Origin of the sequence: Micromonospora sp. NPDC005707 (genome assembly GCF_040631005.1) — a bacterium.
GTDB lineage: Bacteria > Actinomycetota > Actinomycetes > Mycobacteriales > Micromonosporaceae > Micromonospora.
The window spans coordinates 25,704-39,581 of record NZ_JBEXYR010000019.1 but is presented as its reverse complement, the minus strand read 5'-3'; the positions used below and the strand labels follow the sequence as shown (position 1 = coordinate 39,581).

The 13,878-nt window shown below is 71.3% G+C and carries 13 protein-coding genes and 1 tRNA gene; 2 read left to right on the top strand and 12 right to left on the bottom strand.

Annotated features, from left to right (window positions below):
* Window positions 1-28 precede the first annotated feature (28 nt).
* A complete protein-coding gene (gene mraY / locus ABZ452_RS28690) occupies window positions 29-1,132 on the bottom strand; it encodes a phospho-N-acetylmuramoyl-pentapeptide-transferase (RefSeq protein WP_357949361.1) in 1,104 nt (367 codons plus the stop codon).
* A gap of 379 nt (window positions 1,133-1,511) precedes the next feature.
* Window positions 1,512-2,420, bottom strand: coding sequence for an AraC family transcriptional regulator (locus ABZ452_RS28685; protein WP_357949562.1), 909 nt, complete (start codon window positions 2,418-2,420; stop codon window positions 1,512-1,514).
* Between ABZ452_RS28685 and ABZ452_RS28680 the strand changes: the two genes are divergently transcribed.
* Window positions 2,419-3,462: an NADP-dependent oxidoreductase gene (locus tag ABZ452_RS28680; protein ID WP_357949359.1), complete on the top strand. Its 1,044-nt coding sequence runs from the start codon at window positions 2,419-2,421 to the stop codon at window positions 3,460-3,462. The two genes, ABZ452_RS28685 and ABZ452_RS28680, sit on opposite strands and share 2 nt — an antisense overlap.
* A gap of 395 nt (window positions 3,463-3,857) precedes the next feature.
* Here ABZ452_RS28680 and ABZ452_RS28675 read toward each other — a convergent pair whose 3' ends face one another.
* From ABZ452_RS28675 to ald, 10 genes are all read right to left on the bottom strand, one after another.
* Window positions 3,858-4,421 carry a DinB family protein gene (locus tag ABZ452_RS28675; protein WP_357949357.1) on the bottom strand — a complete coding sequence of 188 codons (564 nt, stop codon included), beginning with the start codon at window positions 4,419-4,421 and terminating at the stop codon, window positions 3,858-3,860.
* A gap of 210 nt (window positions 4,422-4,631) precedes the next feature.
* Window positions 4,632-4,705 (bottom strand) — tRNA-Pro (locus ABZ452_RS28670).
* Between the two features lie 166 nt (window positions 4,706-4,871).
* Window positions 4,872-6,278 (bottom strand): ribosome biogenesis GTPase Der, encoded by a 1,407-nt coding sequence (gene der, locus ABZ452_RS28665; protein ID WP_357949355.1) that lies wholly within the window; start codon window positions 6,276-6,278, stop codon window positions 4,872-4,874.
* Entirely contained in the window at window positions 6,275-6,955 is a 681-nt protein-coding gene (gene cmk, locus ABZ452_RS28660) for a (d)CMP kinase (protein WP_357949352.1), read from the bottom strand. Before cmk ends, der begins: the two co-directional genes overlap by 4 nt.
* 173 nt (window positions 6,956-7,128) lie before the next feature.
* Window positions 7,129-7,899 carry a pseudouridine synthase gene (locus ABZ452_RS28655; RefSeq protein ID WP_357949349.1) on the bottom strand — a complete coding sequence of 257 codons (771 nt, stop codon included), beginning with the start codon at window positions 7,897-7,899 and terminating at the stop codon, window positions 7,129-7,131.
* On the bottom strand, window positions 7,886-8,968 hold the full coding sequence (scpB, locus tag ABZ452_RS28650; RefSeq protein ID WP_357949347.1) for an SMC-Scp complex subunit ScpB: 1,083 nt from the start codon (window positions 8,966-8,968) through the stop codon (window positions 7,886-7,888). The genes ABZ452_RS28655 and scpB overlap by 14 nt, the downstream gene beginning before the upstream one ends.
* Window positions 8,969-8,972: 4 nt before the next feature.
* Entirely contained in the window at window positions 8,973-10,001 is a 1,029-nt protein-coding gene (locus tag ABZ452_RS28645; RefSeq protein WP_357949344.1) for a ScpA family protein, read from the bottom strand.
* 41 nt (window positions 10,002-10,042) lie between these two features.
* Window positions 10,043-10,966, bottom strand: coding sequence for an AAA family ATPase (locus ABZ452_RS28640; protein WP_254341557.1), 924 nt, complete (start codon window positions 10,964-10,966; stop codon window positions 10,043-10,045).
* Window positions 10,967-11,197: 231 nt separating this feature from the next.
* A complete protein-coding gene (locus ABZ452_RS28635) occupies window positions 11,198-12,190 on the bottom strand; it encodes a site-specific tyrosine recombinase XerD (protein WP_357949559.1) in 993 nt (330 codons plus the stop codon).
* Between the two features lie 11 nt (window positions 12,191-12,201).
* Window positions 12,202-13,317 (bottom strand): alanine dehydrogenase, encoded by a 1,116-nt coding sequence (gene ald / locus ABZ452_RS28630; protein ID WP_357949342.1) that lies wholly within the window; start codon window positions 13,315-13,317, stop codon window positions 12,202-12,204.
* A 228-nt stretch (window positions 13,318-13,545) separates the two neighbouring features.
* On the opposite strand from ald, the gene ABZ452_RS28625 reads away from it, so the two are divergent.
* Window positions 13,546-13,863, top strand: coding sequence for a TM2 domain-containing protein (locus ABZ452_RS28625; protein WP_357949557.1), 318 nt, complete (start codon window positions 13,546-13,548; stop codon window positions 13,861-13,863).
* The last annotated feature ends 15 nt before the right edge of the window (window positions 13,864-13,878 follow it).

Sequence of the window (13,878 nt, the reverse complement as noted above, 5' to 3'; positions counted from 1 at the left end):
GTGCACGACACAGGCTTGTCGCGTGGCCTTATCCAACGACCGCCAAGAAATCCGAGTAGAACAGGCCCAGGCCGACCGCCACGCAGACGCCGGCCACGATCCAGAACCGGACCACGATGTTGACCTCGCTCCAGCCGGCCAACTCGAAGTGGTGGTGCAACGGCACCATCCGGAAGACACGCCTACCGGTGGTCCGGAACGAGACGATCTGGATCACCCAGGTCGTCGTGATGATGACGAAGAGCCCGCCGATCATGATCGACAGCAGCGTGGTGCGGGTTACCACCGCGAGCCCGCCGATCAGGCCGCCGAGCCCGAGCGAGCCCACGTCACCCATGAAGATCCGCGCCGGGGACGTGTTCCACCACAGGAAGCCCACGCAGGCGGCGGCCGCCGCCGCCGCGATCATGGCGATCTCCAGGGGATCCCGGACCTGGTAGCAGTACTCGTTCACGCGGGCGTACGCGTCGTCGGCGCACCAGTGCCGGTACTGCCAGAAGCCGATCAGCGCGTACGCGCCGAGCACCAGGATCGACGCGCCGGTGGCCAGGCCGTCGAGGCCGTCGGTGAGGTTCACGCCGTTCGACATCGCCATGATCACGAAGACGAAGACCATGACCGCGCCGACCTTGCCGACGTCCAGCCAGCTGATGTCGCGGATGAGCGAGATGTGCTCGCTGGCCACGGTCTGGCCGTTGGTGCTCGGCACGTAGAGCGCGGCGACGCCGAACCCGCCGCCGACGATCGCCTGGCCGAGCAGCTTGCCTTTGGCGGACAGTCCGTCGGAGTTGCGCCGGCGCACCTTGAGGAAGTCGTCGAAGAAGCCGACCGCGCCGCAGAAGACGAACAGCCCGAGCAGCACCAGGGCCGTCATGGTCGGCCCCTCCTGCGCGATCTGCCGGTCGGGCAGGGTGGTCAGGGCGAGATGCCCGGCGACGTAGGCGAGGACGGTCGCCACGATGAAGACGACGCCGCCCATCGTGGGCGTGCCCTTCTTGCCCTGGTTGCTGGCGAGCCCGATGGATCGGATCGGCTGACCGGCCTTGAGCGCGGTGAAGACCCGAACCGCCACCGGCGTGCCGAACAGGGAGATGATGAACGCGACCGCGGCCGCGACGATGACCGCCCTCACGGGCGAACCTCCACGAGATCCGGATTTCTCCCGGCGTCCCCACCGAGCTCCCAGATCAGCGCCTGACATGTCGACCTGGGCTGGCCGTGCGGATGGTCCTTGCCGAAATCATCGATCACGAGACACGAGCTTGCCATCCGACGGCGAGCGGAGCAGCCCCGGACCTCACCGGGCCATGGTTCGGGACCCGGCGACACGAATCCGACGACGATCTTGCAGCGCCAGGCCCCAGGTTCACCTTGTGTCCGAAGCGGCGGAGACAGCCCCAAAGACGCGATCCCTTGTCGACCGCGGTGCGCGATGCCACAGGAGCGGTACACGGCCGAGCGTCAGTAAGCCTTAGCCATCCCGTCCCGCTGTACGGGAACCGTCGGTGCTGTTACGCGGCTCTTCGGTACCTGCCGGGTGCGGTGCCGTATTGGCGTTTGAACGCGTTGGCGAAGGCGAACTCCGACGTGTAGCCGATCCGGTGTGCGACGGCGCTCAGCGGCGCGTCGGAGTCCTGGAGTAGCCGGGCTGCGGTGGTCATCCGCCACCAGGTCAGATAGCTGAGCGGCGGCTGGCCGACGAGGGTGGCGAAGCGCCGGGCGAATGGCGCCCGGGACAGCCCCGCCTCAGCGGCCAGAGTCGCGACCGTCCAGGGCCGCGCCGGGTCGCGGTGCATGGCCCGCAGCGCGGCCGTGATGGCCGGGTCATTGAGTGCCGCCGCCCAACCGGTGGTGGCCCCACGCGCGGGCTGCTCGTCGAACCAGGTACGCAGGATGTACAGCAGGAGCGTGTCGAGGAGGGCAGGCACGATGGCGTCGGTGCCGAGGCGAGGTCGTTCCAACTCGGCGGCGAGCAAGTCCACGGTGGCGCGTAGCTCGGGGTGGCGCCCGAGGTGCGCCGGGAGGTGGATGAGTTCGGGCAGGTCGCTCAGGAGCGGATGGGCGCGGGCCGGATCCAGCTCGTACGCGCCGCAGAGCGTCACGGTGGTAGGGCCGTAGGTGCCGAGGGGCTCGCCGACGGTGGCGGTTGCGTAGCGCTGAAGGAACTGCGGGTCGTTCGGGTCGCAGGCGGGTGCGGTCACGGGGGTCGCTGGGTTGTCGGCCAGCGCGTGCCCCTGCCCGCGCGGCAGGAACACCACGTCCCCGACGGTCAGCGACACGGGGTCGGTGTCCGGCGAAACGAGCCAGCACGGACCCTGCAGGATCACCTGAAAGCCGGCGCATCCGGGCACGGAGGCGAATCGCTGCGCCCACGGAGCGTGCCACACCACCCGCGCTGAACGTGGCTGACCGGTCCGCATGACAGCGATCACGTCGCTGAGCACGTCCATCCCGCCACAGTACCTACGTGAAGACGATCGAGTATCAACCGAGGACCAGCACACATGGTTCGTCTTCAGCTCGCTCCATACGTTCGATGGCATGAAAGCCGCACGAATACACGAGTACGGTGACGCGTCCGTCATCCGCTATGAGGACGTCCCACGCCCGGCGCCCGGCCCGGGTGAGGTGCTGACCCGGGTCGCCGCTTCCTCGTTCAATCCATCCGAGATGGCACTACGTTCCGGGCTGCTGCGTTCCATCCTCCCGCTGAACCTGCCGTACACGCTTGGCTGGGATGTGGCGGGCACCGTGGTCGAGATCGGCAGCGACGTGCACACGCTCGCCGTCGGCGACCGGGTCGTCGGCCGGCTCGACGGCGGCGGCGCCGCCGAGTACGTAGCCGCCCCAGCCGACACCCTTGTCCCGGCACCCGTCGCCATCCCGCTCGCCAACGCCGCCGCCATCCCTGTCGCCGGCCTCACCGCATGGCAGGCGGTGTTCGAACATGCCCGCATCACGCCCGGGCAGCGGGTGCTGGTCAACGGAGCGGGTGGCGGCGTGGGCGGATTCGCCGTCCAGCTCGCCAAGCACGCCGGAGCACAGGTCATCGCCACGGCAAGCCCGCGCAGCGCAGCCGCGGTCCGTCAACTCGGCGCCGACCAGATAGTCGACTACAGCGCCTCACCCGTGAACGATGCGGTGGAAAGACCGGTCGACACCGTCCTCAATCTCGCCGCGATCAACCCCTCGGAGGCCGCGGCCCTGATACCGCTGGTCCGGCCCGGCGGTGTCATCGTCTCCATCGCCACCCCGATCGAGCCGCCCACCGACGCCTCAGTGAGCGCGATGCACATGGTCGCCCGCAACGACGTGAACCACCTCGCCGCACTGGTGAAACTCGTCGACGCAGGCACAGTCCGCCTGGATATCGACTCGTCCCGCCCGCTCGCCGACCTGGCCGCGGTGCACCGCGACGCCGAGGCCGGCCACACCCGGGGCAAGACAATCCTCATTCCGTGACGGAGTCCCTGATGACCGCCACCTCCCCTTCCCCGATGATCAAAGGGCCTGGACCGGCTCGCCTGGACTCCCCCGCGAGCAGCGGCACAGTTCGTGTCCCTGCTGTCCGAGAGCGTCTACCGGCACCAACTCCGGCCGGTGCTTCTGAGCGGCGCGGTCGCCACGGATCGGATCTTCGGCGCTGAGATGTAGTCACCCAGCTACGACAAGAGGGCACATCCATTGACTGGATGTGCCCTCTGAGCTGCGTCGGGATGGCCGGATTCTCGTCCAAGGCCACGCGGGAAGCCCTGCGGAAGCTCGGCGAAAGCCTCGATCAACACTGAAGCTCACAGCCACGGAGCGTCACGGAGTCCACGTAGGTTCCCGAAGCTCGATCGCCGGCTACCGGAAAGTCATGCTCGGCGCGGTACGGCCCGGTCCTGCCAGCGGTAAAGGTCGCGCAGCAGGCAAATCTCGGCGCCGTGATGGATCAGCTCCCTGTTGACGTGCAGGACGATGCCCTCCATGGGAAACCGCTCGGGACCCACCGTGGGCGGATTCTCCAGGTCAGCGTCCGAGAGCTCGCGGACCCCCGCGTTCCATCTCCCATACATCTCATCGAGCTGTTTTAGCGCCTCGTCAGCCGTCCCCGCGTAGGCGAATGTCTGGGAGTCGACGTCTTGGCCGCCGAAGTGCCATCCGACCCGATAGCCGAGGCAGGAGACGATGATGTGCGCCAGCCGCCAGGCAATCGTGGTCACCGGCGCCGGCACCGGGGCAGGGGACGCAAAGTCCATCGCCCATTCCCCCGAACTTGCCGACATCGGTGCGGCCGACGTGCCACGTGGACGGACGCTCCAGCAGCCGCGCACCGGCTCCCAGAAGTACTCCTCATCGGCAAGACCGTGCAGCCGCGGCCGCAGATTCTTGTGCCAGTGCCGGTCCAGCTGGTCCGCGAGTCGCTCGCTTCTCGCCATCTCCGCACACTACATCAGCGGAGACCTAGCATGATCAAGACGGTAGACTCCCGCCCGAGATCAGATGGGTATCCCGAGCGAGCGCCACGCCAGAGCCTCCGACCTGCATGTTCGAAGGCGGCGAAGACTCAATGAGTCGCTGCAGTACTTCGCTGCTGTACAGGATCAGAAAAGGCCATCCGGAAGATTCCGAATGGCCTCTGACCTGCGTCGGGACGGCCGGATTCGAACCGACGACCCCTTGACCCCCAGTCAAGTGCGCTACCAAACTGCGCCACGTCCCGATGCCCCCGCGTGGCGTTCCCCGCGGCAGCCGGTACAGCTTAGCGCAAGATCCTCCCACCCGCGCACAGGCCCCACCGGGGTGCCGGCCGCCACTCCCCCTAGAGCGTCCTAGGAAAGAAGCCGCCGGGGAGGGGACCCCCGGCGGCTTCTCGAAGGGCGGGTGGGTCAGCCGTGGGCCTTGCCGCGGCCGCCCGGGCCGAGCTTCTTGCGGGGGCGGACCGAGATGTCGATCGGGCTGCCCTCGAAGCCGAACTCCTCGCGGAGCTTGCGCTCCACGAACCGCTGGTAGCCGGCGTCGAGCGGTCCGGTGGTGAAGAGCACGAAGCGCGGCGGGGCCACGCCGGCCTGGGTGGCGAAGAGGATGCGCGGGGCCCGACCGCCGCGCACCGGGTGCGGGGTGGCCTGGACCAGCGCGGTGAGCCACTGGTTGAGCTGGGCGGTCGGGATGCGGGTCTCCCAGCTGGCCAGGGCCTTGCGCAGCGCCGGGGCGAGCTTGTCGACCGCCCGGCCGGTCTTCGCCGACAGGTTCAGCCGGATCGCCCAGGGGATGCGGCGCAGCTCCCGGTCGATCTCCTTGTCGAGGTAGTAGCGACGGTCGCCGTCGACCAGGTCCCACTTGTTGAACGCGATGACCAGGGCCCGACCGGCCTCCACCACCATGGTGAGGATGCGCTGGTCCTGCTCGCTGATGACCTCGCTGGAGTCGAGCAGCACCACGGCCACCTCGGCCGCCTCGATCGCCGAGGCGGTGCGCAGGCTGGCGTAGTACTCGGTGCCGCTGGCCTTGCCGACCCGCTTGCGCAGGCCGGCCGTGTCGACCAGCTGCCAGGTCTCCCCACCGATCTCCACGAGGCTGTCCACCGGGTCCACGGTGGTGCCGGCGACCGCGTCGACCACCGCGCGCTCCTCGCCGGAGAAGCGGTTGAGCAGGCTGGACTTGCCGACGTTGGGACGGCCGACCAGGGCGACGCGGCGCGGGCCGCGCGGGCGGTTCTCCACGATCTTCGGCGCCTCGGGCAGCGCCGCCATGATGGCGTCGAGCAGGTCGCCGGAGCCGCGGCCGTGCAGCGCGGAGACCGGGAACGGCTCACCGAGGCCGAGCGACCAGAGCGCCGTCGACTCCATCTCGATGGCGGTGTTGTCGGCCTTGTTGGCGACCAGGATCACCGGCTTGGCGCTGCGCCGCAGCATCTTCACGGCGGCCTCGTCCACGTCGGTCGAGCCGACCATGGCGTCGACCACGAAGAGCACCACGTCCGCGGTGACGACGGCCGTCTCGGCCTGGGCGGCGATGGCCGCGGCCCGGTCCTTGGCGTCGGGCTCCCAACCGCCGGTGTCCACCACGGTGAACGCCCGGCCGTTCCACTGCGCGTCGTACGGCACCCGGTCCCGGGTCACGCCGGGGATGTCCTCGACGACCGCCTGGCGGCGGCCGATGATCCGGTTGACCAGCGTCGACTTACCCACGTTGGGGCGGCCGACGACGGCCACCACCGGCTGCGGGCCGGTCGGCTCACCGGGTTCGAGCTCCGGCTCGCGCAGCTCGACCCAGCCGCCGAAATCGTCGCTCATGCCACACCCCGCTCGGTGAGCAGCGCGCGCAGCCGGGCGACGACCTCGTCGATGCCCAGCTCGGTGGTGTCCAGCACCACCGCGTCGGCGGCCTGCTGGAGCGGGTTGACCTTGCGGGTCGAGTCCAGCTTGTCCCGGCGGGCCAGGTCGGCGGCGGTCGCCGCGACGTCGACGGCGTCCTCGGCGCTGCGCCGCTGGGCGCGGGCCGCCTCGGAGGCGGTCAGGTAGACCTTCAGGTCGGCGTCGGGCGCCACGACCGAGCCGATGTCGCGGCCCTCGACCACGATCCGACCGGCGTCGGCGATCACCTGCCGCTGCCGGGCGACCAGCAGCTCGCGTACGGCGCCCACGGCGGCCACGGCGGAGACCGCCCCGGTCACCTCGGGACCGCGGATCTCCTTGGCCACGTCGACGCCGTCGGCGGTCACGCCGTACCCCTCGGGGTCGGTGCCGATGCGCAGGTCGACCTCGCCGGCGACCTTGGCCACCGACTCGGTGTCGGTCAGGTCGACGCCGGAGCGCAGCACCGCCCAGGTGAGCGCCCGGTACATGGCGCCGGTGTCGAGGTAGCGGGCGCCGAGGCTGACCGCGAGCCGCCGCGACACGGTGGACTTACCCGAACCGGACGGCCCGTCCACAGCGACCACGCAGCGCCCGGCCCGTACGTTTTGCTCCACCGTTGTCCTCCTCAGCCCGTACCTCGCGGGTCGCCGGCTTGTCCGGCGCCGTTGAGCGGTTGTGTTTCCTCGTCAATCATCCCGCGCCGCGCGGGTCGGCCACGCGCCGTGCCGCCGAAGGCGACCGCGGGCCGCGTCGAAGCCTACCGGGAGCCGTACCCCGATCGACGGGGTCAGTCACCCACGGCCTTGAACAGGGCGGCGACCTCCGCGTTGGTCAGCCGGCGCAGCCGCCCGGTGCGCAGGTCGCCGAGCTTGATCGGACCGATCGAGGTACGGATCAGCCGGGAAACCGGGTGTCCCACCTCGGCCATCAGGCGCCGGACGATGTGCTTGCGCCCCTCGTGCAGGGTCAGCTCCACCTGGGCGGTTTTGCCCAGGGTGCCCACCACCTTGAAGGAGTCGGCCTTCACCGGCCCGTCCTCCAGCTCGACGCCGGCCGTCAGCCGCTTGCCCAGGTTGCGCGGGATCGGCCCGGCCACCTCGGCGAGGTAGGTCTTGAGCACCTCGTACGACGGGTGCATGAGCTTGTGGGCGAGGGTGCCGTCGTTGGTGAGCAGGAGCAGGCCCTCGCTGTCGGCATCGAGCCGCCCGACGTGGTAGACCCGCTGCTCCAGCCGCGCGCCGATGAAGTCGGCGAGCTCGGTGCGGCCCTTCTCGTCGGCCATGGTCGTGACCACCCCGCGCGGCTTGTTCATCGCCACGTAGACCAGGCGGACGTCGGCCTGGAGCCGCTCGCCGTCGACGTGGATGACGTCGCGCGCCGGGTCCGCCTTGTCGCCGAGCTGAGCCACGCGGCCGTTGACGGTGACCCGGCGCCGGAAGATCAGGTCCTCGCAGGCGCGCCGCGAACCCACCCCCGCGGCGGCGAGCACCTTCTGCAGGCGCTCGGCGCCCTCGTAAACGGGGGCATCGGGCTTCGGGGCACGGTCATCGCGTCGCATCGGCAAGCTCTTCTACGTCGTCGGGGAGGAAAGGGGCCAGGGGCGGCAGGTCGTCCACCGAGTTCAACCCCAGCTTCTCCAGGAACATCGTGGTGGTCCGGTAGAGGAACGCACCGCTGTCCGCTTCGGTGCCGCACTCCTCGACCAGACCCCGGGAGACCAGGGTACGGATCACGCCGTCGCAGTTGACGCCCCGGATGGCGGAGATCCGCGACCGGGTCACCGGCTGCTTGTAGGCGATCACCGCGAGGGTCTCCAGCGCGGCCTGGGTCAGCCGGACCGTCTGGCCCTCCAGTACGAACCGCTCGACGTACGTCGCGTATTCCGGCCGGGTGTAGAGACGCCAGCCACCCGCGGCCCGGCGCAGCTCGAAGCCGTGCCCGGCGGCCGTGTAGCCGGCCGCGATCTCGTCGAGCATCGGGCCGATCCGCTCCGGGGACTGCTCCAGCACCTGGGCCAGGGTCAGCTCGCTGACCGGCTGGTCCACCACCAGCAGGATGGCCTCCAGCGCGCCGCGCAGCTCGGCGTCGTCCAGCACCGGCGCGGGTTCCGGCTCCGGCGCCGGCCGCCGCCGTCCGCGCTTCCCGGGTACGCCGCCCTCCCCCGCAGGCTCGCCGGGTCCGGCGTCGGGGTGGGTGTGCCCGTCAGGGCCGATCGTCTCGTCGGCGTCCGGGGCCGACTCGCCCGCGCCCGACGCCACCTCCGGCTCCGCCGCGCTCTCCCCCACCCGATCTTGGACAGTTTCCGTTCGAGCCGAACGGTAGGTGTCCAAGATCTCTGCCGTGGCGCCGGCGGGCGGCGGCACGGGCGTCCGCGGCGCGGGTACGGGCTCCGGCACGGCGGACGTCTCCGGCACGGCGGACGGCTCCGACTCGGCCGACGGCTCCGGCACGGCGGACGGCTCCGACTCGGCGGACGCCGAGGTAGATGGCTCAGCCGGTGTCGCGGGCGGCTCGGGCTCGGCGGGCGTCTCGCTGGTGGCGGGCCTCGGCGGGGTCGGCCGCTCCCACGGGGGGACCCAGGCGGCTGCCTGGTCGGCCAGCGAGTCGCGGCGTTCCTCGTCGCTCATCGGGTCACTCCTGTGTCGGCGCGGCGTCGTCCGCCGCGGCGGACCGGGTCGGCGCGGCGTCGTCCGCCGCCGCGGACCGGGTCGGCGCGGCGTCGTCCGCCGGGGCGGAGGGGGTGTCCGCCGGCGGGGTGGCCGGCTCCGGGGAGCCGGCGTACTCGTCGATGGTCAGCTCGGTGCCGCCGTCGGCGGCGCCGGTCCAGCGCACGGTCAGCTCCTCCAGCGCCTGCTCCTGGACGAAGGCGACGAGGCCCTGCCGGTAGAGCTCCAGCAGCGCCAGGAAGCGCGCCACCACCTCCAGGGTGATCTCGCAGTCGGCGCAGAGCAGCGAGAAGCTGGCGGTGCCGGCGCGGCGCAGCCGCTCGGAGATGATCTCGGCGTGTTCCCGGACGCTGACCCGGACCATGTGCACGTGCGCGATGGACACCTCGGGGACCGGCTTCGGGGACATGGCCCGGAGCGCGAGCTTGAGCAGCCGCTCCGGGCCGATGCCCAGCACCAGGTCGGGCAGCGCCTCGGCGTACCGGGGTTCGAGGGTGACCGCCCTCGGGTAGCGGCGCCCGCCGACCGACTCCAGCTCGGCGATGTGCGCCGCCGCCTCCTTGTACGCCTTGTACTGCAGCAGCCGGGCGAACAGCAGGTCCCGGGCCTCGAGCAGGGCCAGGTCCTCCTCGTCCTCCACCTCGGCGGCGGGCAGCAGCCGGGCCGCCTTCAGGTCCAGCAGCGTGGCGGCGACCAGCAGGAACTCGCTGGTCTCGTCGAGGTCCCACTGGTCGCCCATGGCCCGCAGGTAAGCGATGAACTCGTCGGTGACCTTGTGCAGGGCCACCTCGGTGACGTCCAGCTTGTGCTTGCTGATGAGCTGGAGCAGCAGGTCGAACGGGCCGGTGAAGTTGTCCAGCCGGACGGTGAAACCGGTGGTCTCCTCGACGGTGGCCCGGTCGGCGGGCACCACGCCGTCGACCTCGGCGGCCAGCTCGGCGGCGGCCACCGGGTCGGCGGCGCCGTGCGGCGGGTCGAGGGGCGGTGCGGTCACCGGCAAACCGTAGTCCACGACGGGGTCACCCGGCGTGCGGCCTACCGCTCCGCCTGGGCGGCGATCACCTCGCGGGCGAGCTGCCGGTAGTTGCGCGCGCCCGAGGAGGCCGGGTCGAGGGTGGTGATCGGCGCACCGGCCACCGTCGACTCGGGGAACTTGACGGTCTTGGTGATCACCGTCTGGTAGACCTTGTCGCCGAACGCCTCCACCACCCGCTGGAGCACCTGCCGGCAGTGGGTCGTGCGGCTGTCGTACATGGTGGCGAGGATTCCCTCGAGCTCCAGGTCGAAGTTGAGCCGCTCGCGCACCTTGTCGATGGTGTCCAGCAGCAGCGCGACACCGCGCAGGCTGAAGAACTCGCACTCCAGCGGGATGAGCACGCCGTGCGCCACGGTCAGCGCGTTGATCGCCAGCAGGCCCAGCGAGGGCTGGCAGTCGATCAGGATGAAGTCGTACTCCTTGCGGACCGTGCGGAGCACCCGGGCCAGGGCCATCTCCCGGGCGACCTCGTTGACCAGCTGGATCTCGGCGGCGGAGAGGTCGATGTTGGCGGGCAGCAGGTGCAGCCCGGCCACGTCGGTCTTGATCAGCACGTCCTCGGCGGTGACGTCGTCCTGCATGAGCAGGTTGTAGACCGACAGGTCGAGGTTGTGCGGGTTGACGCCCAGGCCGACGGAGAGGGCGCCCTGCGGGTCGAAGTCGACGAGCAGCACCTTGCGGCCGTATTCGGCGAGGGCGGCGCCCAGGTTGATGGTGGTCGTGGTCTTGCCGACGCCACCCTTCTGGTTGGCCATCGCGATGATCCGCGCCGGGCCGTGCCGGTCGGTCGGCATCGGCTCGGGGATCGGCTTGCGCATGGTGTAGGCGGCCGGGTCGGCGGGGCCGAGGTCGGCGCCGAGCGTCGCCTGCTGCTCGCGGAGCTCCGACGTCCAGGTCTCGGCACGGTCACCGTTTCCTGCCATGTCCTCGTTGCCCCCTCCCGACGACCACCCGGCGTCGGAGCCGTCCGACGTCCCTCGCGGCGCCGCTGCGCACCCCCGGTCCGTCACCCCTGGAGGCCCGCGCCGAAGCCGACTGTACGCCACGTGCCAGCAGCGCGTTCGGTAGCGGGTCGGCGTGTCGGGCGGGCGGTCAGCCGGGACGCCGGTTCGGTCGCGACCGCGGGGCCCGCAACCCCGGCCCACTCCTCGCGCTCAGCCGTGGGCGCGCGGGTGGGCGGTGGCGTAGACCTCGCGCAGCCGTTCCACGGTGACCAACGTGTACACCTGCGTGGTGGTCACCGAGGCGTGGCCGAGCAGTTCCTGCACCACCCGCACGTCGGCGCCGCCGTCGAGCAGGTGGGTGGCGTAGGAGTGGCGCAGGGTGTGCGGGGAGACCGCCTCGGGCCCGTCGACCGGCAGGCCGGCCCGTTCGGCCGCGGCGCGCAGTACGGTCCAGGCGCCCTGCCGGGTGAGCGGTCCACCGCGGGCGTTGACGAACACGGCCGCGGTGCCCCGGCCGGCGGCCAGCAGCGCCGGGCGGCCCCGCACCAGCCAGGCGCGCAGTGCCTCGGCCGCGTACCCGCCGACCGGCACGAGCCGGGTCTTCCCGCCCTTGCCGTGCAGCAGCACGGTTCCGGCGTCCAGGTCGAGGTCGTCCACGGCGGCGCCGGTCGCCTCCGAGATGCGCGCGCCGGTGCCGTACAGGAATTCCAGCAGCGCCCGGTCGCGCAGCGCGCGGGGCGCGGCCTCGCCGGTCGCGGTGACCGGGCCGGCGGTCTCCAGCAGCCGCACGACGGCGTCGACCGGCAGCGCTCGGGGCAGCCGGCGCGGCGGGGCGGGCGGGCGGACGTCGCGGCCGGGGTCGGCGCCGCTCATCCCCTCCCGCAGCGCGAAGCGGTGCAGGCCGCGCACGGCGCTGGCCGCGCGGGCGGCGGAGGAGACGGCGAGCGGCGGGTGGTCGGCGTCGCCGGCGCGCAGCCGGGCCAGGTGCGCCTCGATGTCGGCGGCGCCGACGGCGGCCAGGTCGGTCACGCCGGCGGCGGCCAGGGTGGACAGGTAGCGGTCCAGGTCCCGGCGGTACGAGGCGAGGGTGTTCGCGGACAGTCCCCGCTCGACGGTGAGATGGTCCAGGTAGCCCCGGACGGCACGGCGCAGGGCCGGCGCGGGCTCGACGCCCGCACCGGCCCCGTCCGTCGTCGCGGTCAGGCCGCCGTCCCTCAGCCGAGCACCTCGGCCAGCGGCAGCACGTCCATGCCGTGGGCCTCGGCGACCGGGCCGTAGACGACCTGGCCGGCGTGGGTGTTCAGGCCGAGGGCGAGCGCCGGGTCGTTGCGCAGCGCACCGCGCCAGCCCTGGTTGGCCAGTTCGAGGGCGTACGGCAGGGTGACGTTGGTCAGCGCGTAGGTGCTGGTGTTCGGCACCGCGCCCGGCATGTTCGCCACGCAGTAGAAGATCGAGTCGTGCACCTTGTAGACCGGGTCGGCGTGCGTGGTGGGACGCGAGTCCTCGAAGCAGCCGCCCTGGTCGATGGCGATGTCGACGAGCACGCTGCCGGGCTTCATCCGGGAGACCAGCTCGTTGGAGATGAGCTTCGGGGCCTTCGCGCCGGGCACCAGCACCGCGCCGATCACCAGGTCGGCGTCGACCACGGCCCGCTCGATCTCATACGCGTTGGAGGCGACGGTCTGCAGGTGGCCCCGGTAGATGGCGTCGGCCTGGCGCAGCCGGGCGACGTTCTTGTCCAGCAGCAGCACCTCGGACTGCAGGCCCAGCGCGATGGCGGCGGCGTTCAGGCCGGAGACGCCGGCGCCGATGACCACGGTCTTGGCCGCGTACACGCCGGAGACGCCACCGGGCAGCACGCCCCGGCCGCCGCCGGTGCGCATCATGTAGAAGGCGCCCACCTGCGGGGCGAGCCGGCCGGCCACCTCGGACATCGGGGCGAGCAGCGGCAGCGAGCGGTCGGGCAGCTCGACGGTCTCGTAGGCGATGCCGGTGACCTTCCGGTCCACCAGCGCGTCGGTGCACTCCTTGGAGGCGGCCAGGTGCAGGTAGGTGAAGAGCACCTGCCCCTCGCGCATCCGGTGGTACTCCTCGGCGATCGGCTCCTTGACCTTGAGCACCAGCTCGGCGGTGTCCCAGACCTCGTCGGCGGTGGCCAGGATCTTGGCGCCGGCGGCGGCGAACTCGTCGTCGGTGATGCTGGAGCCGACGCCCGCGCCGGACTCGACGAAGACCTCGTGGCCGTGGCGGGTGAACTCGTTGACGCCCGCGGGCGTGATCGCCACGCGGTACTCGTGGTTCTTGACCTCGCGTGGGATTCCGACCTTCACGATGCAGACACCTTCCTCGGGGACGCTCACCCCCGACTGCGCGGCGCCGCGGCGGCCCCTTTGCCGTCGCGGTCCACCGGTCCCGCCCGGCGGCAGTCTAGGCGCGTGGGAACCCCACGGAGGCCAACACAGTGACATCCGGTGCCCGGTCGTGCTGACGGTGTGTCAGGCATCGACCGGGCTGAGCGGTGGAGACCGCCTCAGCCGTCAGGACAATGTTCGGTAAATATCCTTCCACCGTCCGGGCGCCGGTGCGGACAGGAGCGCTGTCGATCACTAGGGTGTCCGCTCATGACCACTCCTCCTTACCAGCAGTACCCGCAGGGCGTCTCGGACAAGAGCAAGATCGTCGCGGGCATCCTGCAGATCCTCCTCGGCGGCTTCGGTGCCGGCCGGTTCTACATGGGCGACACCAAGACGGCCGTCATCCAGCTCGTGGTGACGCTCGTGACCTGTGGCTTCGGTGCGATCTGGGGCCTCATCGACGGCATCCTGATCCTGGTCAACGGTGGCGTCGACGGGCAGGGACGCCCGCTGCGCGACTGAACGACGGCACGAACG

Coding starts and splice junctions, on each gene's coding strand:
- der (WP_357949355.1), bottom strand. CDS start 6,278: ATGAGCGACGATTTCGGCGGCTGGGTCGAGCTGCGCGAGCCGGAGCTC.
- ABZ452_RS28685 (WP_357949562.1), bottom strand. CDS start 2,420: ATGCGGACCGGTCAGCCACGTTCAGCGCGGGTGGTGTGGCACGCTCCG.
- ABZ452_RS28640 (WP_254341557.1), bottom strand. CDS start 10,966: ATGGCAGGAAACGGTGACCGTGCCGAGACCTGGACGTCGGAGCTCCGC.
- ABZ452_RS28655 (WP_357949349.1), bottom strand. CDS start 7,899: ATGCGACGCGATGACCGTGCCCCGAAGCCCGATGCCCCCGTTTACGAG.
- ABZ452_RS28675 (WP_357949357.1), bottom strand. CDS start 4,421: ATGGCGAGAAGCGAGCGACTCGCGGACCAGCTGGACCGGCACTGGCAC.
- ABZ452_RS28680 (WP_357949359.1), top strand. CDS start 2,419: ATGACAGCGATCACGTCGCTGAGCACGTCCATCCCGCCACAGTACCTA.
- scpB (WP_357949347.1), bottom strand. CDS start 8,968: ATGAGCGACGAGGAACGCCGCGACTCGCTGGCCGACCAGGCAGCCGCC.